General features: G+C 71.2%; 27 protein-coding genes. 14 read left to right on the top strand and 13 right to left on the bottom strand.

Annotation, left to right across the window (positions count from 1 at the left end; all coding sequences use genetic code 11):
* Positions 1–145: 145 nt before the first annotated feature.
* The 6 genes from AB0J02_RS09525 to mshD all read right to left on the bottom strand — a co-directional run bounded on the left by AB0J02_RS09525 (position 146) and on the right by mshD (position 5413).
* Positions 146–1105 (bottom strand): hypothetical protein, encoded by a 960-nt coding sequence (locus tag AB0J02_RS09525; protein WP_363193000.1) that lies wholly within the window; start codon positions 1103–1105, stop codon positions 146–148.
* Positions 1102–2043, bottom strand: coding sequence for an ABC transporter permease (locus tag AB0J02_RS09520; protein ID WP_363192999.1), 942 nt, complete (start codon positions 2041–2043; stop codon positions 1102–1104). The genes AB0J02_RS09525 and AB0J02_RS09520 overlap by 4 nt, the downstream gene beginning before the upstream one ends.
* Positions 2040–3044, bottom strand: coding sequence for a hypothetical protein (locus AB0J02_RS09515; protein WP_363192998.1), 1005 nt, complete (start codon positions 3042–3044; stop codon positions 2040–2042). Before AB0J02_RS09515 ends, AB0J02_RS09520 begins: the two co-directional genes overlap by 4 nt.
* On the bottom strand, positions 3041–3937 hold the full coding sequence (locus AB0J02_RS09510; RefSeq protein WP_363192997.1) for an ABC transporter ATP-binding protein: 897 nt from the start codon (positions 3935–3937) through the stop codon (positions 3041–3043). Before AB0J02_RS09510 ends, AB0J02_RS09515 begins: the two co-directional genes overlap by 4 nt.
* A complete protein-coding gene (locus AB0J02_RS09505; RefSeq protein ID WP_363192996.1) occupies positions 3934–4347 on the bottom strand; it encodes a GntR family transcriptional regulator in 414 nt (137 codons plus the stop codon). Before AB0J02_RS09505 ends, AB0J02_RS09510 begins: the two co-directional genes overlap by 4 nt.
* A gap of 130 nt (positions 4348–4477) precedes the next feature.
* Positions 4478–5413, bottom strand: a complete 936-nt coding sequence (mshD, locus tag AB0J02_RS09500; protein ID WP_363192995.1) for a mycothiol synthase — start codon at positions 5411–5413, stop codon at positions 4478–4480.
* 178 nt (positions 5414–5591) lie between these two features.
* On the opposite strand from mshD, the gene AB0J02_RS09495 reads away from it, so the two are divergent.
* Both AB0J02_RS09495 and AB0J02_RS09490 read left to right on the top strand, forming a co-directional pair.
* Positions 5592–7433: a bifunctional metallophosphatase/5'-nucleotidase gene (locus AB0J02_RS09495; protein ID WP_363192994.1), complete on the top strand. Its 1842-nt coding sequence runs from the start codon at positions 5592–5594 to the stop codon at positions 7431–7433.
* 131 nt (positions 7434–7564) lie between these two features.
* The gene (locus tag AB0J02_RS09490) at positions 7565–8827 is read left to right on the top strand and encodes a DUF2993 domain-containing protein (RefSeq protein ID WP_363192993.1); all 1263 of its coding nucleotides are present in this window, start codon (positions 7565–7567) and stop codon (positions 8825–8827) included.
* A 22-nt stretch (positions 8828–8849) separates the two neighbouring features.
* Here AB0J02_RS09490 and AB0J02_RS09485 read toward each other — a convergent pair whose 3' ends face one another.
* The 6 genes from AB0J02_RS09485 to AB0J02_RS09460 all read right to left on the bottom strand — a co-directional run bounded on the left by AB0J02_RS09485 (position 8850) and on the right by AB0J02_RS09460 (position 14363).
* Positions 8850–10268, bottom strand: coding sequence for a HAMP domain-containing sensor histidine kinase (locus AB0J02_RS09485; RefSeq protein WP_363192992.1), 1419 nt, complete (start codon positions 10266–10268; stop codon positions 8850–8852).
* Positions 10265–10996 carry a response regulator transcription factor gene (locus tag AB0J02_RS09480; RefSeq protein WP_363192991.1) on the bottom strand — a complete coding sequence of 244 codons (732 nt, stop codon included), beginning with the start codon at positions 10994–10996 and terminating at the stop codon, positions 10265–10267. The genes AB0J02_RS09485 and AB0J02_RS09480 overlap by 4 nt, the downstream gene beginning before the upstream one ends.
* A gap of 41 nt (positions 10997–11037) precedes the next feature.
* A complete protein-coding gene (locus tag AB0J02_RS09475; protein ID WP_363192990.1) occupies positions 11038–11208 on the bottom strand; it encodes a hypothetical protein in 171 nt (56 codons plus the stop codon).
* Between the two features lie 36 nt (positions 11209–11244).
* Positions 11245–12390, bottom strand: a complete 1146-nt coding sequence (locus tag AB0J02_RS09470) for a trypsin-like peptidase domain-containing protein (RefSeq protein WP_363192989.1) — start codon at positions 12388–12390, stop codon at positions 11245–11247.
* Between the two features lie 99 nt (positions 12391–12489).
* Positions 12490–13512, bottom strand: a complete 1023-nt coding sequence (locus AB0J02_RS09465; RefSeq protein ID WP_363192988.1) for a LacI family DNA-binding transcriptional regulator — start codon at positions 13510–13512, stop codon at positions 12490–12492.
* 53 nt (positions 13513–13565) lie between these two features.
* Positions 13566–14363, bottom strand: coding sequence for a response regulator transcription factor (locus AB0J02_RS09460; protein WP_363192987.1), 798 nt, complete (start codon positions 14361–14363; stop codon positions 13566–13568).
* Positions 14364–14679: 316 nt separating this feature from the next.
* Here AB0J02_RS09460 and AB0J02_RS09455 point away from each other — a divergent pair, with 316 nt between their 5' ends.
* The 8 genes from AB0J02_RS09455 (at position 14680) to AB0J02_RS09420 (ending at position 19884) form a co-directional block, all read left to right on the top strand.
* Positions 14680–15441, top strand: coding sequence for an alpha/beta hydrolase (locus AB0J02_RS09455; protein ID WP_363192986.1), 762 nt, complete (start codon positions 14680–14682; stop codon positions 15439–15441).
* A 35-nt stretch (positions 15442–15476) separates the two neighbouring features.
* Positions 15477–15731 carry a MoaD/ThiS family protein gene (locus AB0J02_RS09450; protein ID WP_363192985.1) on the top strand — a complete coding sequence of 85 codons (255 nt, stop codon included), beginning with the start codon at positions 15477–15479 and terminating at the stop codon, positions 15729–15731.
* 6 nt (positions 15732–15737) lie between these two features.
* Positions 15738–16982 (top strand): hypothetical protein, encoded by a 1245-nt coding sequence (locus AB0J02_RS09445; RefSeq protein WP_363192984.1) that lies wholly within the window; start codon positions 15738–15740, stop codon positions 16980–16982.
* 165 nt (positions 16983–17147) lie between these two features.
* Positions 17148–17876 (top strand): DUF2993 domain-containing protein, encoded by a 729-nt coding sequence (locus tag AB0J02_RS09440; RefSeq protein ID WP_363192983.1) that lies wholly within the window; start codon positions 17148–17150, stop codon positions 17874–17876.
* A 202-nt stretch (positions 17877–18078) separates the two neighbouring features.
* Positions 18079–18159 carry a putative leader peptide gene (locus tag AB0J02_RS09435; RefSeq protein ID WP_350203226.1) on the top strand — a complete coding sequence of 27 codons (81 nt, stop codon included), beginning with the start codon at positions 18079–18081 and terminating at the stop codon, positions 18157–18159.
* A 155-nt stretch (positions 18160–18314) separates the two neighbouring features.
* Positions 18315–19160 carry a sulfurtransferase gene (locus AB0J02_RS09430; RefSeq protein ID WP_363192982.1) on the top strand — a complete coding sequence of 282 codons (846 nt, stop codon included), beginning with the start codon at positions 18315–18317 and terminating at the stop codon, positions 19158–19160.
* A gap of 48 nt (positions 19161–19208) precedes the next feature.
* A complete protein-coding gene (locus AB0J02_RS09425; protein ID WP_127832476.1) occupies positions 19209–19496 on the top strand; it encodes a DUF1416 domain-containing protein in 288 nt (95 codons plus the stop codon).
* 124 nt (positions 19497–19620) lie between these two features.
* Positions 19621–19884 carry a DUF3099 domain-containing protein gene (locus AB0J02_RS09420; RefSeq protein WP_363192981.1) on the top strand — a complete coding sequence of 88 codons (264 nt, stop codon included), beginning with the start codon at positions 19621–19623 and terminating at the stop codon, positions 19882–19884.
* A 75-nt stretch (positions 19885–19959) separates the two neighbouring features.
* Here AB0J02_RS09420 and AB0J02_RS09415 read toward each other — a convergent pair whose 3' ends face one another.
* Positions 19960–20124: a hypothetical protein gene (locus AB0J02_RS09415; RefSeq protein WP_363192980.1), complete on the bottom strand. Its 165-nt coding sequence runs from the start codon at positions 20122–20124 to the stop codon at positions 19960–19962.
* A 255-nt stretch (positions 20125–20379) separates the two neighbouring features.
* Between AB0J02_RS09415 and AB0J02_RS09410 the strand changes: the two genes are divergently transcribed.
* From AB0J02_RS09410 to AB0J02_RS09395, 4 genes are all read left to right on the top strand, one after another.
* On the top strand, positions 20380–21105 hold the full coding sequence (locus tag AB0J02_RS09410; protein WP_363192979.1) for a hypothetical protein: 726 nt from the start codon (positions 20380–20382) through the stop codon (positions 21103–21105).
* Complete coding sequence (locus tag AB0J02_RS09405; protein ID WP_363192978.1) at positions 21102–21980, top strand: hypothetical protein; 879 nt, start codon at positions 21102–21104, stop codon at positions 21978–21980. The genes AB0J02_RS09410 and AB0J02_RS09405 overlap by 4 nt, the downstream gene beginning before the upstream one ends.
* Positions 21977–22852 carry a hypothetical protein gene (locus tag AB0J02_RS09400; RefSeq protein WP_363192977.1) on the top strand — a complete coding sequence of 292 codons (876 nt, stop codon included), beginning with the start codon at positions 21977–21979 and terminating at the stop codon, positions 22850–22852. The genes AB0J02_RS09405 and AB0J02_RS09400 overlap by 4 nt, the downstream gene beginning before the upstream one ends.
* 247 nt (positions 22853–23099) lie before the next feature.
* Entirely contained in the window at positions 23100–23672 is a 573-nt protein-coding gene (locus AB0J02_RS09395) for an FABP family protein (RefSeq protein WP_363192976.1), read from the top strand.
* Positions 23673–23683: the final 11 nt, after the last annotated feature.

Raw genomic sequence — 23683 nt, 5'->3', positions numbered from 1 at the left:
TCTGAATCGCCGGTTACGGCGACATGACGTGCGGGCTATGGGCGGGCGGCTCCGGGGCGTCTACGGGGGCTCGTTCGTGTCGAGGGGGCGCGTTTCAGGGGCGCCCGGCCTTGGGCGTCGGCGGGGCCGGGGCGCGCCCTCACTGTCAGGCGGTGCGGCGTCTCAGCAGCCAGAACGTGGCGGCGACCGCGGCCCCGGCGATTGTAAGGACGGCGGCGGATTCCGCCAGTTGGAGGGGCCAGTAGTGGGACGACGGGTGGTACGTGACCCAGAAATCGCGGAACTGGGCGGTGCAGCGACGCAGATCGGCGCCCTGCTCGCCGGTGCAGGCGTTGTTGTTCGTGATGCGTTCGCCGGTGCGCAGGACGGCGCCGTGCACCAGGACCTGGGCGTCGGCCGGCGGGCGCAGGGCGCCCTGACCGGTGTCGGTGACCGTCGGCCACAGGCTGACCCGGTAGCGCCCGAGCAGGGTGGAGACGGCGAACAGCGCGGCGACGGCGAGCACCGGGCTCTTGTAGGTGCTGCGGGTGAACAGGCCCGCGAGCGCGCCGAGCGCGAGACCCAGCAGCGCGTACGCGACCGGGAGGAGGCCGGTGGGGACGAACACGTCGTCGGCGTACCAAAGGGTGCCGAGGAAGTCGTCGGAGGCGCTCCACGCCGCCCGGTTCAGCAGGGCGAGCGGGGTCAGGGTCGCGATGATCAGGGCGGCCGGCGCGGCCAGGGTCGTGGCGAGCCAGCGCGCAGGGGAGACGGACTGGGTCCACAGCAGCGCGGCGGTGCCCCGCTCCAGCTCGCGGCCGACCAGGACGGCGCCCGCGTACGCCGCCACGAGGAACGGGGTCACCGTGAGGAGCAGGCCCGTCCATTCGGTGAGCTGCGAGTAGTGGCTCAGTGGGCCGTTGACGACCTCGCACATGTCGCCCGCGCAGCGCGCCTCGTCCCGCCGCGCGGCCGCCGCCCCCGGCCCGCGCAGCCACAGCAGCGCCCCGCCGACGAGGAGGACGTATCCCGCCCATACCCGGAGTGCCGTGCGGTGCAGGCTCAGTACGGTCCGCAGCCGGCCGGCGGGCCGGGTGCGCGGCAGGGTGAGGGCGGCGGTGGTCACGAGGCGGTTCTCCTCTTCAGGATGCGGAACGCGAGGAGCGTGATGGCTCCGGCCAGGACCAGCAGCAGCCCTGTCTGTACCAGTTGGAGCGGCCAGAAGTGGGAGGGCGGGTGGCCTTCGGTGTAGAAGCCGGTGATGTCGTGGTCGGTGATGCAGGCCCGGTCGTCGATGCACATCGGGTCGGCGATGTGCGCGCCGGATCCGGTGACGGCGCCTTGGCCGACGATTTCGCCGGTGTAGCTGGTGTAGCCCTGCTCGGGGGTGCCCACGCGGGTCCGGGTGGACCACAGGTACGGGTGCGCGTACGAGACGGCCGCCGACAGCAGGATCGTCAGGACGAAGCCGAGGATCTCCCCGGGCAGTGTCCGCCGCAGCAGCAGGGCCGCGAGCACGCCGCAGGCGAGGGCGGCCAGCGGCAGTGCCACCGCGGTCGGTCCGAGGATGTCGAAGGCGCCCGTGTACCACTGGTTGTCGTCGAGGCCGCTCGCCCGGGACGCGACCGCGTGGCGCAGTGCCACCAGGAGCCCCGTGCCGGCGGTGATCAGGAGGGCCGGAACGGTCAGCCGGGTGGCGAGCCAGCGGGCGGGGGACACCGACTGGGTCCACGCCAACTGGGCGGTGCCGCGCTCCAGTTCCCGTCCTGTGAGCACGCCGCCGGCGAACACCGCGACGGCCAGGGGCAGGAAGTTCAGGGAGATGTCGACGGCGTCGAGGACGTGGTGGTACGAGTCCGTGGTCGGCCCGTGCGCGATGCAGTCGACCGCCGGGCCCCCCGCGCAGGCGCCGACGAGGTCGAGGCCGTCGGTCCCAGGCCCCCACAGCCACAGCAGCAGCCCGGCCGCCACGGCGACGTAACCGATCCATGCCCACAGGGCGACCTGGTGCAGGCGCAGCACCGTCCAGGTGAGGCCCTTCGGGCGGGTCAGCGCGATGCTCATGCGGTGGCTCCCTTCGTGACCTTCGCGGCGCGGCGCGGCTGGTACCGGCGCAGGACGAGGAACGCGGCGACTACGGCGAGCACGGTGAGGCCGAGCAGGATGCCCGTCTCGGTGAGCTGGCGGGGCCAGTAGTCGGGGGAGGGCAGGTAGGTGCGGGTGAAGCCGGTGATGTGGTGCTGGTCGAGGCAGTTCAGGTCCTTGTAGCAGCCGGGGTCGCTGATCTCGGTGCCGCCGGACGTGACGGCCTTGCTGTGGACCGGGAGCTCGGGCTGCTGGTACTGGCCCTGGAACGGCCAGGAGTTGCCTCGCAGGGCGCCGACCAGGAACTGGCCGATGCCGGCGACGGCCAGCGCGGGCAGCGTACGGCGCACGACCAGCGCGACGAGGACGCCGAACGCGAGGCCGAACAGGGCGTTCGCCACCGTGGCCGGGCCGATGGAGAAGGCGATGTCGCGCGGGCGGATACCGGCGACGAGGAGGTGGTTGCGCCCGTCCCAGACCCATCGGTACAGGGCGACGACCAGACCGGTGCCGACGGTGACGAGCAGGGCGGGCACGGCCAGCTTGGCCGTGAGCCAGCGGGCCGGTGACACGGACTGCGTCCAAGCCCACTGGGCGGTGCCCGACTCCAGTTCCCGCGCGATCAGCGGACCCGCGGCGAACACGGCGACGGCGACCGCGGCGATCCGCGTCAGCGACAGCGGGTCGTAGAAACCCGAGTCGAAGGAGCCGAAGAAGGGGAGTCCGGAGGACAGTCCACGAAAGGCGGTGTCCTGCGCCCCGCTGTAGCCGAACGCGTCGAACGCCTTCTGGGCGTCCGACGAGCCGGGTCCCCACAGCCACAGCAGCAGGCCGAGGCTGATCACGAGGTAGCCGAGCCACATCCACAGGGCCGTGCGGTGCAGCCGCAGCACCGTCCACACCAGTCCGTCGGGGCCGGGCAGGGTGCGCCGGGGCGGACGGGCCTCGGTGTCGGGACGCTTCAGGGTCGCCGTGCTCATGCGGACACCGCCGTAACGGTCGTGCGGGCGGTGGTGCCGGGGGTGAGCAGGGCCGGGGCGTCGGGGGAGCGCAGGTGGGCCAGGAGCAGCTCTTCCAGGGAGGGCTCCTGGACCTGCCATCCCTCGCCGAGCGGTCCGTCGCGGCGGATCAGGGCGATGGTGCCGCGGCCCGAGGCGCGGGACTCCACGACCGTGTGCCCGGACAGGTCGCCGCGCCCGGTGACCAGGGCGTGCGCGCCGGTCAGGTCGTCGATGCCGCCGCCGAGCCGGATCCGGCCGCCGCCCAGGAGCAGCAGGTGGTCGCAGGCGTCGGCCAGCTCGGCCACGATGTGCGAGGACACCAGCACGGTCGTGCCGTGCTCGGCGGCGTCCGCCATCAGCGTGCCCATCAGCTCGTGCCGGGCGAGGGGGTCCAGGTCGGCCATCGGTTCGTCCAGGAGCATCAGCTCGGGTCGCTTGCCCAGGGCCAGGGCGAGCGCGACGCGGGTGCGCTGGCCGCCGGAGAGCGCGCGGACGCGGGTCTTCGGGTCGAGGGAGCCCTGCTCGATGATCTTCGCCGCGTAGGCCGCGTCCCAGCGGCCGGGGTTCAGCTCGGCGCCCATGCGCAGTGTGTCGGCGATGGACAGCTGGGGGTGCAGGGGCTTGTCCTGCGAGAGGTAGGCGACCTTGGCGCGGTGCTCGCCGGGGGCGCCGCCGAGCACCTCGATCCGCCCCGTGGTCTGTCGCATCAGGCCCGCGGCGATCGCCAGCAGGGTGGACTTGCCCGCCCCGTTGGGCCCGACGAGCGCGCTGATCCGGCCCGCGGGCAGCCGGAACGAGCAGTCGTCCAGGGCGGCGGCGCCGCGCCGCCCGTACCGCTTGACGAGGCCGGTCGCCTCGATGGCCGTGCTCATGCGTTCCCCTTGGTGGTGGTGCTGAAGTGTGCTTCCAATGCGCTGGCGAACAGGGCGGCCACGTCCTCGCGGTCGAGCCCCGTCTCCTTCGCCCGTCTCGTCCAGTCGTCGAGCTCCGCCCGCAGGGGCGAGTCGGCCGGTGCGGACCCGAGGGATCTACGGACGAACGTGCCCAGGCCCCGGCGGGCCTCGACGAGCCCCGCCCGCTCCAGCTCGCGGTACGCCTTGAGCACGGTGTTCGGGTTGATGGCCGTCGCCTCGACCACCTCGCGGGCGGTCGGCAGCTTGTCGCCGGGTTCGAGCATGCCCATGCGCAGGGCCTGCTCGGTCTGGTGGACGATCTGCAGATAGGTGGCTACGCCGCTGTGGCGGTCGATCCGGAACTCGATGACGTACTCGCGTTCGCTCACCGGCTCACCCCCTTTCACTAATCAAGTAGTGAAAGGGTGATGCAAGAGAGGGGGCGGCGTCAAGCGACGCCGCCCCCTCGAAGTCCCGAAAGGCCCCGCGAGAGGCCCTCCGAACCTTTAAAACCCCAGGTCAGGACTCTGTTCGGTACATCAGATCCGTCTCGTACGTCGTGAAGCCCAGCCGCTCGTACACGCTCACCGCCGCCTTGTTGTCGGCGTCGACGTACAGCATCGCCGTCGGCAGGCCGGCCGCGGCGAGATGGCGCAGGCCCGTCGTGGTCAGCGCCTTGCCGAGGCCGCCGCCCTGGTTCCCGGGCGCGACACCCACCACGTACACCTCGCCGAGCCCCTCCTCGGCGTGCTCCTTCGTCCAGTGGAAACCGACCAGCTCGTCGTTCTTGAACGCGAGGAAGAAGCCCGCCGGGTCGAACCACGGCTCGGCCTTGCGGTCGTCCAGGTCGCGCTGGGTGAGGGAGCCCTGCTCGGGGTGGTGCGCGAACGCCGCCGCGTTCACCGCCAGCCAGGCCGTGTCGTCCTGACCCGGCACGAAGGTGCGAACGCGCACGCCCGCGGGCAGCACGGGATCGGGCAGGTCCAGGCCGGCCAACGGGCGCCGCATCTGGCGCAGTTCACGGAACAGGGTCAGCCCGAGCACCTGCGCGAGGTGCCGCGCCGCGCCGTGCCCGCCGTGCGCCCAGACCCGCAGCCGCTTCCCGGAGGTGGCCAGCAGCGCCGCGCCGAGCGCCCGCCCGTGCCCGCGCCCGCGGTGCGCGGGGTGCACGACCAGCTCGGCGGCCGGCGCCTCGACCGGGTCGGTGTCCTCCAGCTGCGCGTACCCGAGCAACTCCCCGTCGACGCTGAGCAGCAAGTGGTGCACGCCGTCGCGCTCCCCGCCCCGCAGCTGGAGCCGGCCCTGCTCCGACACGGCCTGCTGCCCGTCGGCGCGGGCGGCGTCGGTCAGCAGCGCGAGCACGGTCGCGGACTGCGCGTCGGTCAGGGCGGAGAGGGTGTCGATCTGGCGTCCAGTGGGGGCCGGATCGCTGGCGGGGGCGGGGTCGGTGGTCATGCAGACGAGGGTACGGCGCCCTCCCGGCCAGGTGGCGGCAACCAGCTCGTAACCGGCAACCCCCTGTTGCGCTACGCGCGTTGACCCTAGGCTTCCGGCAGCCGTGCTCGCACAGGCAATCGCTCGCACGGCCACAGCCACCGCACAGCATCCACAGGTTCCAGTTCCAGGGGGACGTATGCCCGTCACGCCACACGGAGTCAGACCAGGAGCCCGTCCGCTCCGCCGCCGCGTCAAGGCGGTGCTCGGGGCCGTCGCGACCCTCACCACCGCGGGGGCGCTGATCGCCGCGCTGCCCGCGGGCGCCGCCCACGACAGGCACGGCGGCGGGCACCACGGTCAGGGCCGCTACCAGGACGTACAGCTGCTGTCGTTCAACGACTTCCACGGGAACCTGGAGCCGCCGGCCGGCTCGTCCGGGCAGGTCGCGGAGAAGCAGGCCGACGGCACGACGAAGCAGGTCGACGCGGGCGGCGCGGAGTACCTGGCCACTTCCTTGCGCACCGCCCGCAAGGGGCACCCGTACAGCGTCACGGCGGCCGCCGGCGACCTGATCGGCGCGAGCCCGCTGCTGTCGGGCCTCTTCCATGACGAGCCGACCGTCGAGGCGATGAACAAGCTCGACCTGGACGTCACCGGTGTCGGCAACCACGAGTTCGACGAGGGCGCCACCGAGCTGGCGCGCATACAGAACGGCGGCTGTCACCCCAAGGACGGCTGCTTCGAGAAGGGCCGCACGTTCAAGGGCGCGGACTACCCCTACCTCGCGGCGAACGTCACGGACGAGAAGACCGGCAAGCCGGTCCTCAAGCCGTACTGGGTCTGGAAGAACAAGGGCGTGAAGGTCGGCTTCATCGGCGTCACGCTGGAGGGCACGCCGAACATCGTGTCGGCGGACGGCGTCAAGGGCCTGAAGTTCCACGACGAGATCGAGACCGTCAACAAGTACGCGAAGATCCTCGACAAGCAGGGCGTGAAGTCGATCGTCGCCCTCATCCACGAAGGCGGCGTGCCCGCCTCGTCCTCCTACAACTACGACTGTGACTCCCCGGCCGCCGGCTCCGGTGTCTCGGGCCCGATCGTCGACATCGCCAAGGGCATCACCCCGAAGGTGGACGCGCTGGTCACCGGCCACACGCACAACGCCTACGTATGCACCATCCCCGACCCGGCGGGCAAGCCGCGCATGGTCACGTCGGCTGCCTCCTACGGGAAGCTCTACACGGACACCACGCTCACCTACGACCGCCGTACCAAGGACATCGTCCGTACGTCGGTGAAGTCGCCCACGTCGGCGAACCACGTCGTCTCGCGCACGCAGGCCAAGGCGCCCGACATGACCGCGCTGATCGGCCGGTGGAACAAGCTCGCCGCGCCCGTATCGAACCAGGCCGTCGGCCACATCTCCGCCGACATCCCCGGCCGCGGCGCCGGTACCCCGGAGGAGCCGCTCGGCGACCTCATCGCGGACGCGCAGCTCGCCCACGCCAAGTCCCTCGACCCGAAGGCGGCCCTGGCGCTGATGAACCCGGGCGGGGTCCGCTCCGACCTGGTGTTCAAGGCGAGCGGGAGCGAGGGCGACGGGGTCGTGACGTACGGCGAGGCGTTCACCGTCCAGCCGTTCAGCAACACGGTCAATCTCGCCGACCTCACCGGCGCGCAGGTGGTCCAGGCGCTGCAGCAGCAGGTCAGCGGCTCCAACGAGGCCTCGCCGAAGATCCTCCAGCCCTCGGCCGGGCTCACGTACACGCTCGACATGACGAAGACCGGCGCCGCCCGCGTCCTCGTCGACTCGATCAGGCTGAACGGAGCGGCGATCGACCCGGCCGCCACCTACCGCGTCGCGATGAACTCCTTCCTCGCGGGCGGCGGCGACGGCTTCGCGGCGCTCGGGCAGGGCAAGAACCCGCTGGTCGGCGCGGACGACCTGAAGGCGTTCAACGACTACCTGACCGCGAACTCGTCGGCCGCGAACCCGATCGCGCCGCCGAAGACGGACCGGATCACGATCGTGAAGTGACCGAAACGACCGGATCATGAACTGACCGGAAACTTCGTGTGCATACGGGTGGCCTACGGTGGACCGTGGGCCACCCGTCGTTTGTGAAGGTTGATTGCGTAAAGGGTGGGGGTGTGTGGTGAAATCACCCGATGCGTACCCCCCACCGCATAGCCAACGACCGTGCCCCATCCGATGGTTGGCCTGACGAATCGGTTCCCCCGGAACCTTTGCGGACGGTCAACCCGTACGAGGAGCTGGCCGCGCTCGCGGACAATCCGCTCGACGAGGTCCTCCACGACGAGCCGGACGACCCGCACGACCCGCACGACCCCGAGGACGCCTGGCTGCCGCCCAACCACCGGCGTGGCAGCCGCCGCCGCACCCGTTTCGCGGGGCTCTCGATCGCCGTGAAGGGCCTGGTCGCGGTCCTCGTCCTCACCGCGTTCCTCGCCCTCGGCGACCGCTGGGCCGTCCTGTACGCCGAGCACCGCGCCGCGCAGCAGCTCAAGAAGGAGATGAAGCTGACCGCGGCGCCCGAGGTCGAGATCAAGGGCTTCCCCTTCCTCACCCAGCTCGCCGACCGCCGCGTCGACGAGATGAAGGTCACCGTCCCCGACGTCGCCGCCGACCGCGTCACCCTCGCCAAGGTCTCGGCGACCGCGCGCGACGTACGCATCGAGGGCTCGGGCCTCACCGACATCAGCGGCGCGTACGTCGACGCGATGCACGGCGAGGTGCTGCTCAGCTTCGCCGACATGAACCGTGAACTGGGCGCCTCCCAGGTCACGTTCACCGGCCACGGCCACGACCGGGTACTGGCCCGCGGCACCCTGCCGGTCGCCGGACACGAGGTGAAGGTACGGGCCGACGCCACGATCCGCCGCCTCGGCGGGACCGGTATCTCCACCGACATCGACGGCATGCGCCTGGACATCGGCGACCTCGCCACCTACCGGCCCGGCACCGGCGCGGGCGAGGGCCTGCATCTGACGGCCAAGTCGGTGCGGCGGATCACCGAGGAGGCCGACAAGGCCAAGCGGCTGCTGTCCATACCCGCCATCGTGCACCGGGCCGGCGTCCCCGACTCGGCCGTCCGCCAGGCGCTGCGCGGCGACAAGAAGGTGAGCGAGGTGACCGGTACGCCCCGCTTCGTGAAGAGCCTGATGGGGATGAACCTGGTCGACATCGCGCTCGACCACCCCTGGATCCTGCAGAAGCTGGGCCTGGACCCGTCCCTGCTCGACGGCCTCTCCGACCTCACCCGCCCCGAACTCGCCGACCGCCTCTCCCTCGCGTTCCGGCTGCCGAAGCTGCCGGGCGACCACGGCTACGTACGGCTGCGCGACGTGACCGTGGAGAAGGACGGGATCCGGGTGGACCTGTCGGGTGCGGGACTCTCCGTGGGGCACTGAGAGCCCTGAGCGCCCGTCCTGGTCAGGGGATGATCTCCGGCGGTGGCGTCGGGGCGCCGGGCAGCCGCATCGTCGCGACCGTGCCGCCGCCGTCCGCCGCCGCGAGGGCGACCTCACCGCCGTTCGCCTCGACGGTACGGGCCACGATGGACAGGCCGAGCCCCGAGCCGGGCAGCGCGCGAGCCGTCGGCGAACGCCAGAACCGGTCGAAGACGTACGGGAGTTCATCGGCGGGGATGCCCGGACCGTGGTCCCGCACGGTGAGCGTCCCGCGCATCAGCCGCACCTCGACCGTGCCCTTCTCCGGGCTGAACTTCACGGCGTTGTCGAGCAGGTTCACGACCGCCCGCTCCAGCGCCGCCGGTTCCGCCCGGACGTACCAGGGGGCCAGCTCGGAGTCGATGGTCAGCTCCGGGCCGCGCAGGCGGGCGCGCTCGATGGCGGTACGGACGGTGTCGTGCAGGGAGACGACCTTGAGGGGGCCGTCGCTCCCGTTCAGCCCGGTACGCGACAGCTCCTGCAAGTCCCCGATGAGCGCGGCCAGTTCGGTCATCTGCGCCTTCACGGACGCCATCAGCGCCTTGCGGTCGTCCGGGGGGATGGCGCGGCCCGTCTCCTCGCTGCGGGTGAGCAGTTCGATGTTGGTCCGCATCGAGGTGAGCGGCGTGCGCAGCTCGTGACCCGCGTCGGCGATCAGCTGCTGTTGCAGCTCGCGGGAGGACGCGAGCGAGGCCGTCATCGAGTTGAACGACTCGGACAGCCGGGCGATCTCGTCATCGCCCTCGACCGGGATCCGGACGGTGAGGTCCTCGGTCCTGGCCACGTGCTCCACGGCCTCGGTGAGCTTGTCGACGGGGCGCAGGCCGGTGCGGGCGATCCATAGACCGGCGGCCGTCGCACCGAGTACGCCGATGCCGCCGACGAGGAGGAGGACCCAGGCCAAGGTGGTGAGGGGCTTGGTGACTTCGTCGAGCGGGTTGGCGATGGAGACGGCGACGCCTTGGACCGGGTTGTTGGGCCCGGAGGTGACGGGGACCGTCAGTACTCGCATGGCCTTGCCGTCGTCGTCGTCCGTGGTGTGCAGGGCCCGCTCTGAAGTGCCGTCGGCGACGGCAAGGTCGGACGGCTGGGCGGGGATTGCCTTGTCGCCCCGCCAGGTACAGACGGTGCCGTCGGAGTTGATCACCTGGATGGTCGGGCCGGGGATGTTGCGCTGACCCGTGTTGGGACAGGCCAGCAGGGCGACCACCTGGCGGTTCTGGTTCAGGGAGCCGACCTGACTACGCAGCTCGTTGTCCATCTGGCCGTACAACTGACCCCGCGTGATGAACCAGCACGTCACCGCCACCGCCGCGACCGCCGCAGCCACCGCCACCGCCACAAGCAACGCCAGCCGCGACCGCAGAGGCAACCCCCGCAACCGCCGGAACACCCCGTTCATTCGGCCCCGCCGGAGCGCAACACGTACCCCACACCCCGCACCGTGTGGACGAGCCGCGGCTCGCCCCCGCCCTCGGTCTTGCGCCGGAGGTACATCACGTACACGTCCAGCGAGTTGGACGACGGCTCGAAGTCGAAGCCCCACACGGCCTTGAGGATCTGTTCGCGGGTGAGGACCTGGCGCGGGTGGGCCAGGAACATCTCCAGGAGCGTGAACTCGGTGCGGGTCAGCTCGACAGGACGGTCACCCCGCATGACCTCACGGGTCGCCAGATCCATCCGCAGGTCGGCGAAGGACAGCACGTCCGAGTCGTCCACGGAGCCGGCCGCGGCGGCGTAGGAGCTGCGCCGCAGCAGCGCGCGGACCCGCGCGAACAGCTCGTCCAGTTCGAACGGCTTGACCAAGTAGTCGTCGGCGCCGGCGTCGAGCCCGGTGACCCGGTCGCCGACGGTGTCGCGCGCGGTGAGCATGAGGATCGGGGTCGTGGAGCCGGTGGCGCGGAGCCGGCGGGCCGCGGTGAGGCCGTCCATGCGCGGCATCTGGATGTCCAGGACGACCAGGTCCGGGTGGTAGGCGGCCGACTTCTCCAGCGCGTCGGCGCCGTCGACGGCGACCTCGGTGCCGTAGCCCTCGAAGGCGAGGGAGCGCTGGAGTGCCTCCCGCACCGCCGGCTCGTCGTCGACGATGAGGATGCGGTGCGGGTCGCGGTCGCCTTCGGCGGGGCTCATGGGCTGCGCTTCCTTACAGATGGGTGCGGGCAGGGCCGTTCTCAGCCTCGCACGGCGGCGCGGCGGCCGCGTACGGCACGGCGCGTCGCCGTCGGCACCACTTCGGGGGCACGGGTGACAGGCCGGTGCAGAGCCGAGACGACGGTGAGGGCGAGGCCCAGGTCGGCGGGGCCCACGGGGGCTTCTTCGGGGTGACGGACGGTGCGGATCATGACGGGTCCTCCCGGTTCGGGGGCGGGGTCGGTCGGTCAGTTGTCGGCGCCTCCGGCGCGCAGCGTGTCGAGGTCGGCCTTGACGGTGTTGATCGGGATGGCGAAGCCGAGGCCGACGCTGCCCGCGCTCGACGAGTCCCCCGACGAACCAGAGGAGTCCGAACTGGCGGAGTACATCGCGGAGTTGATGCCGATGATGTTGCCGTTCATGTCGATGAGGGCGCCGCCGGAGTTGCCGGGGTTGAGGGACGCGTCGGTCTGCAGCGCCTTGTACGTCGTCGTGGACGAGCCGGTGTCACCGTTGAACTCCTGGCCGCCGAACTCGAACGGCCACTCGCCGCTGCCGCCGCCCTGCTGCTGCTGTTGCTGCTCCTGGCCCTCGTCCGTGGAGACGGTGACGTCGCGGTCGAGCGCGGAGACGATGCCGCTGGTGACGGTGCCGGTCAGGCCCTCGGGGGAGCCGATGGCGACGACCTGGTCGCCGACCTTGACGCCGTCGGAGTCGCCGAGCGTGGCGGCCGTCAGGCCCGAGGCGTTCTTCAGCTTGATGAGCGCCAGGTCCTTCTTGGCGTCGGTGCCGACGACCTCGGCGGTGTACGACTTGCCGTCGCTCGTCTGCACCTTGATCGAGGAGGCGCCGGAGATGACGTGGTTGTTGGTGAGGATCTCGCCGGAGCTGGTCGTGATGACGCCGGAGCCGGTGGAGGAGCCCGAGGACAGCGTCGCGTTGACCTCGACGATCGACGGGCTGACCGCCGTGGCGACGCCGGAGACGGTGCCCTTCTGGCTGCTGGGCACGACGGTGGTGCTGGTGGAGCTGGACGCCGTGGTGTCCGAGCCGCTCAGTTCCTGGAAGGCGTACGCGGTGCCGCCGCCGACGGCCGCCGCCGCGACCGCCACGGCCGCGAGCAGCCCGACCGGGCCGCGCAGCCGCTTCCTCTTCTTCGGGGCCGCGGGCTGTTCGGACCCGTACGCGGCGAACTGGGCGGTGTGCCCGTCGCCGTGGCCGCCGTGTCCGGAGTCGCCGCCCGCCGGCCACACCGTCTGTCCCGGAGCGACGCTCACGGGCTGGTACGACGGCGGGGGAGGGTACGCGCTCTCGGCGTACGCGGACTGCTGCTGGTCGGTGCCGTCCGTGCCGTACTGGGGGTACTCGCCGCTTCGGCGGTAGCTCTCGGTCATGGGACAAGCGTGTGGCGCGTACATGAGAGCCACCTGAGCGTGCCCTGAGAGTCCCGGCAGAACCCTGTTTGCCCGAAATAAAGAACCGCGGGGCAGGTGTCAGGCGCAGCCGCAGGACTGGCGTACGACGAGTCGCGAGGGGAACAGCTTCAGCCGCTCGCGCCGCGACCCCGCGACCCGCAGCGAGTCGTCGAGCACCAGGTCCACCGCGGCCCGCGCCATCGCCGACCGGTCCGAGGCGACCGTGGTCATCGGCGGATCCGTCAGACCCGCCTCCTTCACGTCGTCGAACCCGGCCACGGCCAGCTCGCCCGGCACGTCGATACGCAGCTCGCGCGCGGCCCGCAGCACACCGATGGCCTGGTCGTCGGTGGAGCAGAAGATCGCGGGCGGCCGCTGCGGCCCGGCCAGCAGCCCGAGCGCCACCTGGTACGCGTCGTAGCGGTTGTACGGCGCCTCGAAGAGCCGGCCCTCCGTGGAGCGGCCCGCCTCCTGCATCGCGCGGCGCCAGCCCTCGACGTGGTCGGAGACCGGGTCGCCGACGGACGGGGTCTCGGCGGTGCCGCCGAGGCAGGCAACGTACTCGTTCCCGTGTTCCAGGAGGTGGCGGGTGGCGAGCTGGGCGCCGCCGATGTCGTCGGTGACGACGGCGACGTCGTCGATCGCCTCGGGCCGCTCGTGCAGCAGGACGACGCGGGCGTCCCAGGCCTCGATCTCGGCGGCCGCCAGGTCGTTGAACCCGTGGCTGACGAGGATCAGGCCCGAGACCCGCATGCCGAGGAACGCGCGCAGGTAGTGGACCTCGCGGTCACCGACGTAGTCGGAGTTGCCGACGAGGACCATCTTTCCGCGCTCGGACGCGGCCTGTTCCACCGCGTGCGCCATCTCCGCGAAGAACGGCTGGCGCGCGTCCGGCACGATCATGCCTATGAGGTCGGTCCGCCGCGACGCCATCGCCTGGGCGACCCGGTCGGGCCGGTACCCCAGCTCCTTGATCGCGGCTTGCACGCGCTCGCGCGTGGCCGGGGCGACCGGCCGGGGTCCGTTGTTGATCACGTAGGACACGACGGCGGTCGAAGTACCCGCCAGTCGCGCAACGTCGTCCCGAGTCACCTTGGCCACGCGCGGAGTCTACGCGGATGGACCTGCTTGTGGGCAGGGCGTAAGGGCCCTTCCTAGGGCTCTGCCGTGACCGCCTCGGCGCGCGTGACGGCCGGGCTGTCCGCTTCGTCCGTGTTGACGCCGCTACCGGCCTTCTGCTCGGTCTTCTGCTCGGCCTGCTTGTCGGCCTTCTTCTCCGGCTTCTCCGGGGTGACGAAGCGGTAGCCCACGTTGCGCACGGTGCCGATGAGCGACTCGTGCTCGGGGCCGAGCTTGGCGCGCAGCCGTCGTACGTGGACGTCCACGGTCCGGGTGCCGCCGAAGTAGTCGTAGCCCCAGACCTCCTGGAGCAGCTGGGCGCGCGTGAACACGCGGCCGGGGTGCTGTGCCAGGTACTTCAGGAGCTCGAACTCCTTGAAGGTCAGGTCGAGGACCCGGCCCTTGAGCTTCGCGCTGTACGTCGCCTCGTCCACGGAGAGGTCGCCGTTGCGGATCTCCATGGGGGAGTCGTCGGCGACGATCTGCTGGCGGCCCATCGCGAGCCGCAGCCGGGCCTCGACCTCGGCCGGTCCCGCGGTGTCGAGGAGTACGTCGTCGATGCCCCAGTCGGCGGTGACGGCGGCGAGGCCGCCCTCCGTCACGACGAGCACCAGCGGACAGCCGGGCCCGGTGGAGCGGAGCAGCTGACAGAGGCTGCGGACCTGCGGGAGGTCGCGGCGCCCGTCGATGAGGATGACGTCGGCACCGGGGGTGTCGACGAGAGCGGGTCCCTCGGCGGGGGCGACCCGCACGTGGTGCAGGAGCAGGCCGAGAGCGGGAAGCACCTCCGTCGACGGCTGAAGGGCATTGGTGAGGAGCAGCAATGAACTCATCGCGTCCCACCTGCCTGGGTCGTCCTGCGTTCGTGCACGGTTCGCTCGCCCATAACGTCTGGTTCCTCCTCGGTCCCTGCGAGGACGTTTGCGGCACTGCTTCGTGTTGCTGGTGGTGCTTGTGCTGCCTGTCGTGCTGGGGCCCGCGCCTTGGACCCCGCGCCTTCGTATACAACGCTCGTGAAAGCACAAAAGGACCCGGGGGCTGCATTGCCCGAGTCCTCTTCCCAGCACAATAGCCCACATGACTTGGGGTCCGGCAGGTGAAAAGAGCGGATCTTCTGTGCGGCCGATCACTGAACGAACACTGCGCGTGATGCTGCGTACACAGGACGGGATCGCGATCGACGCGGTCTACCACCCGGGAGAGGCGCCGGGCGACGGCCCGGTGATCGTGCTCGCGCACGGCTTCACCGGCGATCTGGAGCGGCCTCACGTCCTGCGCGCCGCGGCGGTGTTCGCGCAGCGTGCGGCCGTGATCACGTTCTCCTTCCGGGGGCACGGGCGCTCCGGCGGACGCTCGACGGTCGGCGACCGCGAGGTGCTCGATCTCGCGGCGGCCGTCGAGTGGGCGCGCGTCCTCGGGCACGCGCGGGTGGTGACGGTCGGGTTTTCGATGGGTGGTTCCGTGGTGCTCCGGCACGCGGCGTCGCACAGGGGGCGCACGGAAGCGCGCACGGACGCCGTCGTGGCGGTCAGCGCCCCGGCGCGTTGGTTCTACCGGGGTACGGCTCCGATGCGGCGGCTGCACTGGGTGGTGACCCGGCCGACGGGCCGGATGATCGGCCGTCTCGGGTTGCGTACACGTATCCACCCCCTGTCGGGAGGCGCCTGGGACCCGGTCCCGCTGTCGCCGGTCGAGTCGGTGCCGCTGATCGCGCCGACGCCTTTGCTCGTGGTGCACGGCGACCGCGACCCGTACTTCCCCGTCGACCACCCCCGGATGCTGGCCGAAGCGGCGGACGGCGGCGCCGAGTTGTGGCTGGAGCCGGGTATGGGGCACGCGGAGAACGCGGCGAGCGACGCGCTGCTCGACCGGATCGGTACATGGGCCGCCGCCGCGGGTGCCGCACAATAGGACGCCGACCGAACACGAGAAGAGGAGCCGCCGACATGGCTCAGGGCACGATCCGCTACTGGGCGGCAGCCAAGGCGGCCGCCGGCGTCGCGGAGGAACCGTACGACGCCGACACCCTGGCCGCGGCCCTGACGGCGGCCCGCACGCGGCACCCCGGTGACCTGGTGCGGGTGCTGCAGCGTTCCTCGTTCCTGATCGACGGGGACCCCGTGGGGACCCGCGGTCATGAGACGGTACGGCTTGCCGAGGGCGGCACGGTCGAGGTGCTCCCGCCGTTCGCAGGAGGGTGACACCCGATGAGCAACGACCAGCAGTATCCGCAGCAGCCCCCATACACCGAGTACACCGAGTACACCGAGCACACCGAGTACGACCAGTACGGGCGGCCGTACAGCCGCCAGCAGTACGGACAGCAGCCCTACACCGAGCAGCCCTACGCCCAGCAACAGCAGTACGGGCAACAGCAGTACGGCCAGCAGCAGTACGGGCAGCAGCAGTACGGGCAGCAGGGGTACGACGACGCGCCGCAGACACAGCAGTGGCAGGCGCAGACCTGGGACACGCAGATGCAGCCCGCACCGCAGCCGTATCTGCCGCCGCAGGGGCACGAGAACGAGCACGGGGCCCAGCCGCCGCTGCCGCCCCAGCAGCAGGAATGGGCGGCGCACGAGCCGACGCCCGCTCCGGAACCGACGCCCTCCCCGGCACCCGCCGCCGCGCCGCCCGCCTCCGCCTCCGACGAAGAACCCTCGTACGGGGCCGCCACCACCACCGGTAACACCCGCGTCACCGACGCCCAGCGCGCCCGCGCCGAGGGCCGCTCACCCGTCATCGAGCCGGGCATCCAGCCCGCCGCACTCACCGCCGTACTCGGGCTGCTGCTCGCGGGCGGCGCCGCCGTCGGCCCGTACGCGCTGCTCGTCCCCCTGGTGCTTTTGCAGGCGGTCACGGCCGCGGGCTGGTTCCGGCTCAACGGCATGTGGCCCGCCCGCCAGGGCATCGCCCTCGCCTTCCTGGGCGGCGTCGTCGCCGACATCGCGCTGCTCGCGGCCGGCCGGGAGAACGGGCCCGCCGCGATCCTGGGCACGCTCGGCGTCTGGGTGCTGCTCACCCTCGTCCTCCAGCTCCGCTCGCACGCCTCGCCGGACGAGCGGATGTACGGCCTGATGGCGACTGTCACCTCGGCGGCGCTCGCCATCGTGGCCACCGGTCACCTGGCGGCCGAGCCGGACGCGGTCACGGTCGGCGCGCTCGCCGTGGCCGTCGCGGTCGTGGCCCGCGCCCTGCCGCTGCCCACGCCCGCGTCCGTGGTCGTCGCGCTCCTCGCGTCCGCCGGCGCCGGGATCGCCGTCGGCGGCATGACGGACCTCGGCACGGGCGGAGCACTGCTCGGCCTCGGCGCGGGGGTCTGCGCGCTGATCGGCCACCGCGTCGCGTCGTACGACTACCCGTCCCGCTTCGTCCACATGACGGCGGGCGTGGCCCTGCCCCTCGCCGCCGCGGCTCCGGCCGTCTATCTGCTGGGCCGCGCGCTGGGCTGACGTTCTCCGGCGGCCCCCGGTGCCGATCCGATCGACAACTTGGGAACAACTGTGCCCCTGGGCCGTCGCCGCACAGCCCGGCCACGTACTCTCGCCGCAAGAATCACCTCCGGCCGGGGGACACGGAGCGCCGGGGGACGTCGGACATGGGGGAGCCTCAAGGCCATGCGCGCACTGCGAATACTGCTGATCTTCGTCGTCATCGTCGGCGGCCTCTTCGTGATCGCCGACCGCGTCGCGGTCAACTTCGCCGAGGGCAAGGCCGCCGACAAGCTGCGCACGAGCGAGGGCCTGGCCCAGACGCCCGACGTGAACATCAAGGGCTTCCCGTTCCTCACCCAGGTCGTGGGCGGCAGCCTGGACGACGTCGAGATCGGCATCCAGGACTACGACGCGAAGAGCGGCGGCGACAGCATCCGCATCGCCGATCTGGACGCCGAGATGCACGGCGTGAAGTTCAACAGCAGTTACAGCAGCGCCACCGCCGACTCGGCGACCGGCACCGCCCGGATCTCCTACGACGAGCTCCTGAAGGCCGTGAAGAAGCAGGACGTGGCGCAGGTCGCCCCGGGCGTGACCGCCCGGATCGACGGCCTCTCGTACGGCGGCGGCGACAAGGTCAAGGTGGCGGTCACCGTGAAGACGCCGGTGCTCACCCTGCACCCGACCGTGCTCAGCACCGTCGAGGTCACCGACGGCAAGGTCTCGGCGCGCGCCGACAGCCTGCCCAAGACCGGCGCGCTCGACCTGGCCGAGGGCCGGATCCGCGCCGTCACCGACTTCCAGCAGGCGATCGACAACCTGCCCGCGGGCATCGAGCTGGACAAGGTCCAGGCCGTCAAGGACGGCGTCGAGATCACGGTGAAGGGTTCGGACCTCGACCTCGTCGGGTAGGACTCCCCAAGACGGCGCGTCCGCACTGCGAGACGGCGCCGTCCGCGCAGCAGAGATCGGTGGCGACCGGCGGAGCCCGTGCGGCCCCGGAGCCCGGCGGAAGCGGCTCCGGGACGCGATCATTCTCATATATTGGATGATTGCGTCTCAGCATTCGACATGCCGGTGACACGGCCACCGATGCGTCCTTACGATCGGACGCATGAAGCGACAGGCGGACCTCACGAAGCGGCGGGCAGTAGACCTGTGCCGCGTCGCCGCCATGCTCTGTCGCACTGTCTGAGCGGGCCCCGGCCACTCCGGTCGACCCCCGCCTTCCCCGGACCCTTCGAGACGACCGGGCCGACACCGTCGGCCGAACCGACTCGGGTCACCCCGCGCCTTTCCCGCGCACTGATTTCCGCATGCACCGCCGCAACTGCCCCGGAGGAAGACAGCATGAGCCGCAGCGACGTCCTGGTCGATGCCGACTGGGTCGAGGCCAACCTCGACAACGAGAACGTGGCGATCGTCGAGGTCGACGAGGACACGTCGGCGTACGACAAGAACCACATCAAGAACGCGATCCGCATCGACTGGACCAAGGACCTCCAGGACCCGGTCCGGCGTGACTTCATCGACCAGGAGGGCTTCGAGCAGCTCCTGTCGAAGAAGGGCATCGCCAACGACACGACCGTCGTCCTCTACGGCGGCAACAACAACTGGTTCGCCTCCTACGCGTACTGGTACTTCAAGCTCTACGGCCACCAGGACGTGAAGCTCCTCGACGGCGGCCGCAAGAAGTGGGAGCTCGACTCCCGCGACCTGGTCGACGGCGACAAGGTCCCGAACCGCGCGGCCACGCAGTACAAGGCCAAGCCGCAGGACTCCTCGATCCGCGCCTTCCGCGACGACGCCGTGAACGCGATCGGCAAGCAGAACCTGGTCGACGTCCGCTCGCCCGACGAGTTCTCCGGCAAGCTGCTCGCCCCGGCGCACCTGCCGCAGGAGCAGTCGCAGCGTCCGGGCCACGTCCCGTCCGCGCGCAACATCCCGTGGTCGAAGAACGCCAACGACGACGGCACGTTCAAGTCGGACGACGAGCTCCAGGAGCTCTACACCCAGGAGGGTGTGGACCTCGCCAAGGACACCATCGCGTACTGCCGCATCGGTGAGCGTTCCGCGCTCACCTGGTTCGTGCTGCACGAGCTGCTCGGCGTCGAGAACGTCAAGAACTACGACGGCTCGTGGACCGAGTACGGCTCCCTCGTCGGTGTGCCGATCGAGCTCGGCGCGGCCAAGTAAGCCCAGTCTTCAAGGTCCCAACTGACCTTTCCTTCCTAGGAGTTACGTATGTGTGGAGCGAAGGCCGGCGGCCCCGACGCCTCGACGATCAAGCCCGGTGAGACCACGATCCAGGGCCAGGTGACCCGCGACGGCGAGCCGGTGACGGGCTACGTCCGCCTCCTGGACTCGACCGGCGAGTTCACCGCCGAGGTGCCCACCTCGGCCACGGGCCAGTTCCGCTTCTACGCGGCCGAGGGCACGTGGACGCTGCGCGCGCTGGTCCCGGGCGGCACCGCGGACCGCACGGTCGTCGCCCAGACGGGCGGACTCGCGGAGGTCGCGATCGCCGTGTGACGGTGGCGCCGCGACGCGCATCGAACGGCTGAAGGGCCGCACCCCCGGGGGTTGGACGCCACCTGGTTCGGGGTGTGGTCCTTCGGCTTGTGCGGGGCCGTTCGGGCGGGCTTACGCTGGGGTCATGTACGCGCGGCGGAAGCATCTGTACTTCGCCATGATGGGCCTGTGCATCGGGCTCTTCGTCCTGGCCTGGGGCGTCGTGCGCCTCTGGTCCGTGCCCGCCGCCGTCGCCATGTGCGTGGTCGCCATGGTCATCCCGCCGGTCGCCGCCATCACCGCGAACCGGCGTGGTCCCGACGACCGTTGGTGGGACGAACCGTCGGGCGACGCGAAGTCCGACGACTGGTGGGACGAGCTGGACGGGAAGGGCCGGCGCCGGCCCTGAGTGCCTGGGTGCCTGGATGGTTCGTGGCGGTTCTACGTTCCTGGGCACCGGGCCCGGCAGGCGCAGCACCGACCATCACAGCCCCGCCAGGCTCAGGGCCGCCGCGCCCGCGGCCGGCAGGGCCGGCGCGCCGTCCGTGCTCCATCGGGCCCTGGTGAGGGCGGTGGCGCTGTGGCCCCGGGTGGCTCGCGTCGGTGCCGCGCGTACGGCGTCGGGTGCGGTGCCGGGGCGCGGTCTCACGTAGGCGAGGGCGGGGCTCGACCTGACGGGCGTCTGAGAGCGCGTCGCACGCCTGAGGCCGCTGTCCGTCGAAGCGCTTTCGTTATCAGAATCCGTGCAACCACCACGGGATCTTGTGGGTCTCCTGTGCGCGCGGATACGGAATCCGCGTGTCGAGTTCCGTGGGGGGACCCGTTGGAAGACGTACAAACTCCGCAAACGGCGCCTCAGGCGCCGCCTGTGGAGCCGCAGTTGATACCCGAGGCACCACAACCCGTGCCCGGAACGCCCCGCCCGGCCCGGCGCCGGGGCCGCACCACCCTGCTCATCGCCTGCGCCGCCGTGCTCGGTGTCGTCGCGGGGGTGTGCACCGGGTATGTCGTGCAGGCCGGCCGCGCTCCCGATCCGCTGCCGCCGCTCGCTCAGCAGAATCTGTCGCAGGCCAAGGGCGGCACGGCAGTTGAGGCGCTCCCCGCCGCCCGGGACCACCGCGTCACGACGGACGGCGATCTGCGCAAGCTGCTCGTCCCGCGCCCCGCGGGCGCCCAGAAGGCGGACTCCGCGCAGGGCTGGATGGACCAGTACGGCTACGCCAACCACTACCAGGAGCCGGACGAGATGTTCGTCGACCTCTCCGACGCGTCCTTCCGGCGGGCCGCGCTGATCGCCTGGGAGAAGGGGCAGTCGGCGGGCGAGGCCCACCTCATCCAGTTCCGGGACGCCGAAAAACTCGGCTCCCGCGAATTCCTCAGCGGCCAGCAGAGCTATATGCGGCTGGACGATTGGGCGGGCAACGACGGGGAGCCCATCCCGGGCAGCTCGATGGGCCGGGTCTACGTCTTCGACCATCCGCAGACCAAGGCCGGTTACCTGCCGCTGTACCAGGCCAGGGCGCTCGCCGCGCGCGGCGACATCGTCATGGACGTCTGGCTGTACGACACCAGGCCGATTTCGAAGAAGACCGCGATGGACCTCGCGAAGCGACAGCTGGAGCGCCTGTGAGCGACAGAACCGAGCAGTCGCCCGAGGCGGCTCAGCAGACCTCCGGGACGGTGCCGACGCCCGAGGCCCCGCAGGCCCCGAACCTCCCGCCGATGCCGCAGCTCCCGCCGGCCCCCGAATTCCCGCGGGACCCCGGCGCCACCACCGGGCCGGTGCGGGGCCGTCGGCGTTGGCCGGCCGTCCTCGTCGCCTGCGCCGTCGTGCTCGCCGTCGCGGGCGGGACCGGGTTCACCGTCATGAAGGTGCGGGACGCCGACCGTACGGTCTCCACCAAGGTGTGGGGAGAGCCGAAGGCGCACAAGCAGCGCGCGGGCGGTGACTCCAAGGAGTCCGATCTGCGGTCGCGGCTGCTTCCGATGCCCGACCTCTACACCCCGGGCCCCGACATCGACGAGTTCGGCAGCGACAAGGCGATCGGCGCCAAGGAGGCGGTGGCCCGGCTCAAGAAGGGCGCCGACGACCTCCCGGCCCGGCAGCGCGACGCCCAGCGCCGGTCCATCGACAAGCTCCGGCTCAAGGGGCTCGCGATGCGCAGCTACTCCGCGCAGGACACCGACCTCGTCGTCGAGGTCCAGCTCGCCCAGCTGCAGAACCGCCGGGCCGGCCGCGATCTGTCCGCGTTCCAGTCGGAGTTCCTGCGCGCGCTGGGCGTCTTCACCAAGGGCCCGAAGATCAAGGGGCACCGCAACGCGGACTGCTTCCGTGCACCCCGGGACAAGGACACCAAGCTCGATCTGCTGATGTGCAGCGCGTACGAGGACGACCTGCTGGTGTCCGTCACCGCGTACGGCCCGAAGTCCCTCGACAGTGAGGCTGTCGCCACGCTCCTCGCCCAGCAGCTCGACCACATCTCGTCGCGGGGAGAACTCGTATGACCCAGCCGACTCAGATCACTCAGCCGACCCAGCCGACCCAGTCGGCCCCGCTGACCGAGCAGCCGGAGCACCCCGAGCAGCCCGAGTCCGCAACCGTGCTCCCGCCCCCGCCCGTGAAAAAGGACCGGCGCGTGCTCCGCGCCGCCCTGCGCTGGACCGCCGCCGTCGTGGTGTTCGCGGCCGTCGGCGCCGGTGCCGCGTACGGCGTGACGCAGCAGACCCGCGGTGATCTGCCGGGCCTGGCCACCGAGGACGACGGCCGCTGGGAGTACCCGGCGCTCGCGTTCCCGGCGCTGCCCTCGGGCGCCCCCGCCCCGTTCGCCGTGTCCAACATCCGCGAGGAACACTTCGCCGACCTGCGCGAACTGGTGCTGCCCGCCCCGAAGGGCGCCACCGAGGACAAGGCACTGGCAGGCCGCGACGGCTGGCTGTCCACCTCGGCGTACCTCGCGGCGTACGCCGAGGACAGCCGCTCGGACCTGGGCCTGTCCCTCAAGGAGGGCGGCCTGCGGCAGATCACCGCCCGCGGCTGGACCATGCCCGACGGCACCCGCACCCGTATCTATCTGCTGCGGTTCGACACCGCCGCGTTCGCCCGTGAGCACGCGAACGCCGTCACGGACAACGGGGCCACCCTCGTGGGCGCCGCCGATGTGGAGGAGGTCTACGACTGGTCGGGCAAGGGCAGCGAGGTGCCCTTCACCTCGCTGCACGTCTACGACGAGCAGAAGCCGTACGGCAAGGAGCAGGTCCGAGAGGCCTACATCCAGTCCGGTGACGTGCTCGCCCTCGTCGTGCAGTCCGACCGGGACGCGGTGGCCAAGATCCCCTTCCGGCAGACGGTCGCCCTGCAGAACCAGCTGCTCGGCTGACCCCGCCGGCGGACCTCGCCGAGAGCCCCGGGCCCCACCCGACTAGAGTGGGGCCCGGCTCTGTAACCACAACGATCCGCCAGTACCGCTCACCGAGGAGCACCCGTGCTTGAGGCCTTCTTCTCCGCTCTCCTTGTCCTGGTCTGCGTCGGCGTTCTCGCCTTCGCCGGTCTGACCGTGAAGAAGCTGTACCAGGGCCAGCGCTGACCCCCGTACGACAGTCCACCGAGAGACGTCTGAACCGCTCATGATCCAGATCCCGTCCGACCTGCACCCCGATCTCGTCCCGCTCGCGTTCCTTCTGGGCGACTGGGCGGGCGCCGGCGTCACCGACTTCCCGGGCGCCGAGAAGGCCAACTTCGGCCAAGAGGTCTCCTTCACCCACGACGGGCGGGACTTCCTCGAGTTCCGCTCGCACAGCTGGGTCCTCGACAGCGACGGCAACAAGGTCAAGCCGCTGGAGTCCGAGGCCGGTTTCTGGCGGATCGACAAGGACCGCAAGGTCGAGGTCGTCATGGTCCGCGACGACGGCGTCGTCGAGGTCTGGTACGGCGAGCTGGCCGACAAGAAGCCGCAGATCGACCTGGCCACCGACGCGATCGCCCGTACCGCGGCCTCCGGCCCGTACAGCGGCGGCAAGCGCCTGTACGGCTACGTGAAGGGCGACCTCATGTGGGTCGGCGAGAAGCAGACCCCCGAGGTTCCGCTGCGCCCCTACATGTCGGCCCAGCTCAAGAAGGTCGTCTCGCCGGAGGAGGTCGCCGAGATGGCGCGCAACCTCCCGGACATGCCCGACGACGGCATCGCCTTCTTCAAGTAGGCCCCGGGACC

The organism is Streptomyces sp. NPDC050264, from assembly GCF_040655895.1.
Taxonomy (GTDB): domain Bacteria; phylum Actinomycetota; class Actinomycetes; order Streptomycetales; family Streptomycetaceae; genus Streptomyces.
This window is presented reverse-complemented; position numbering and strand designations above follow the sequence as displayed.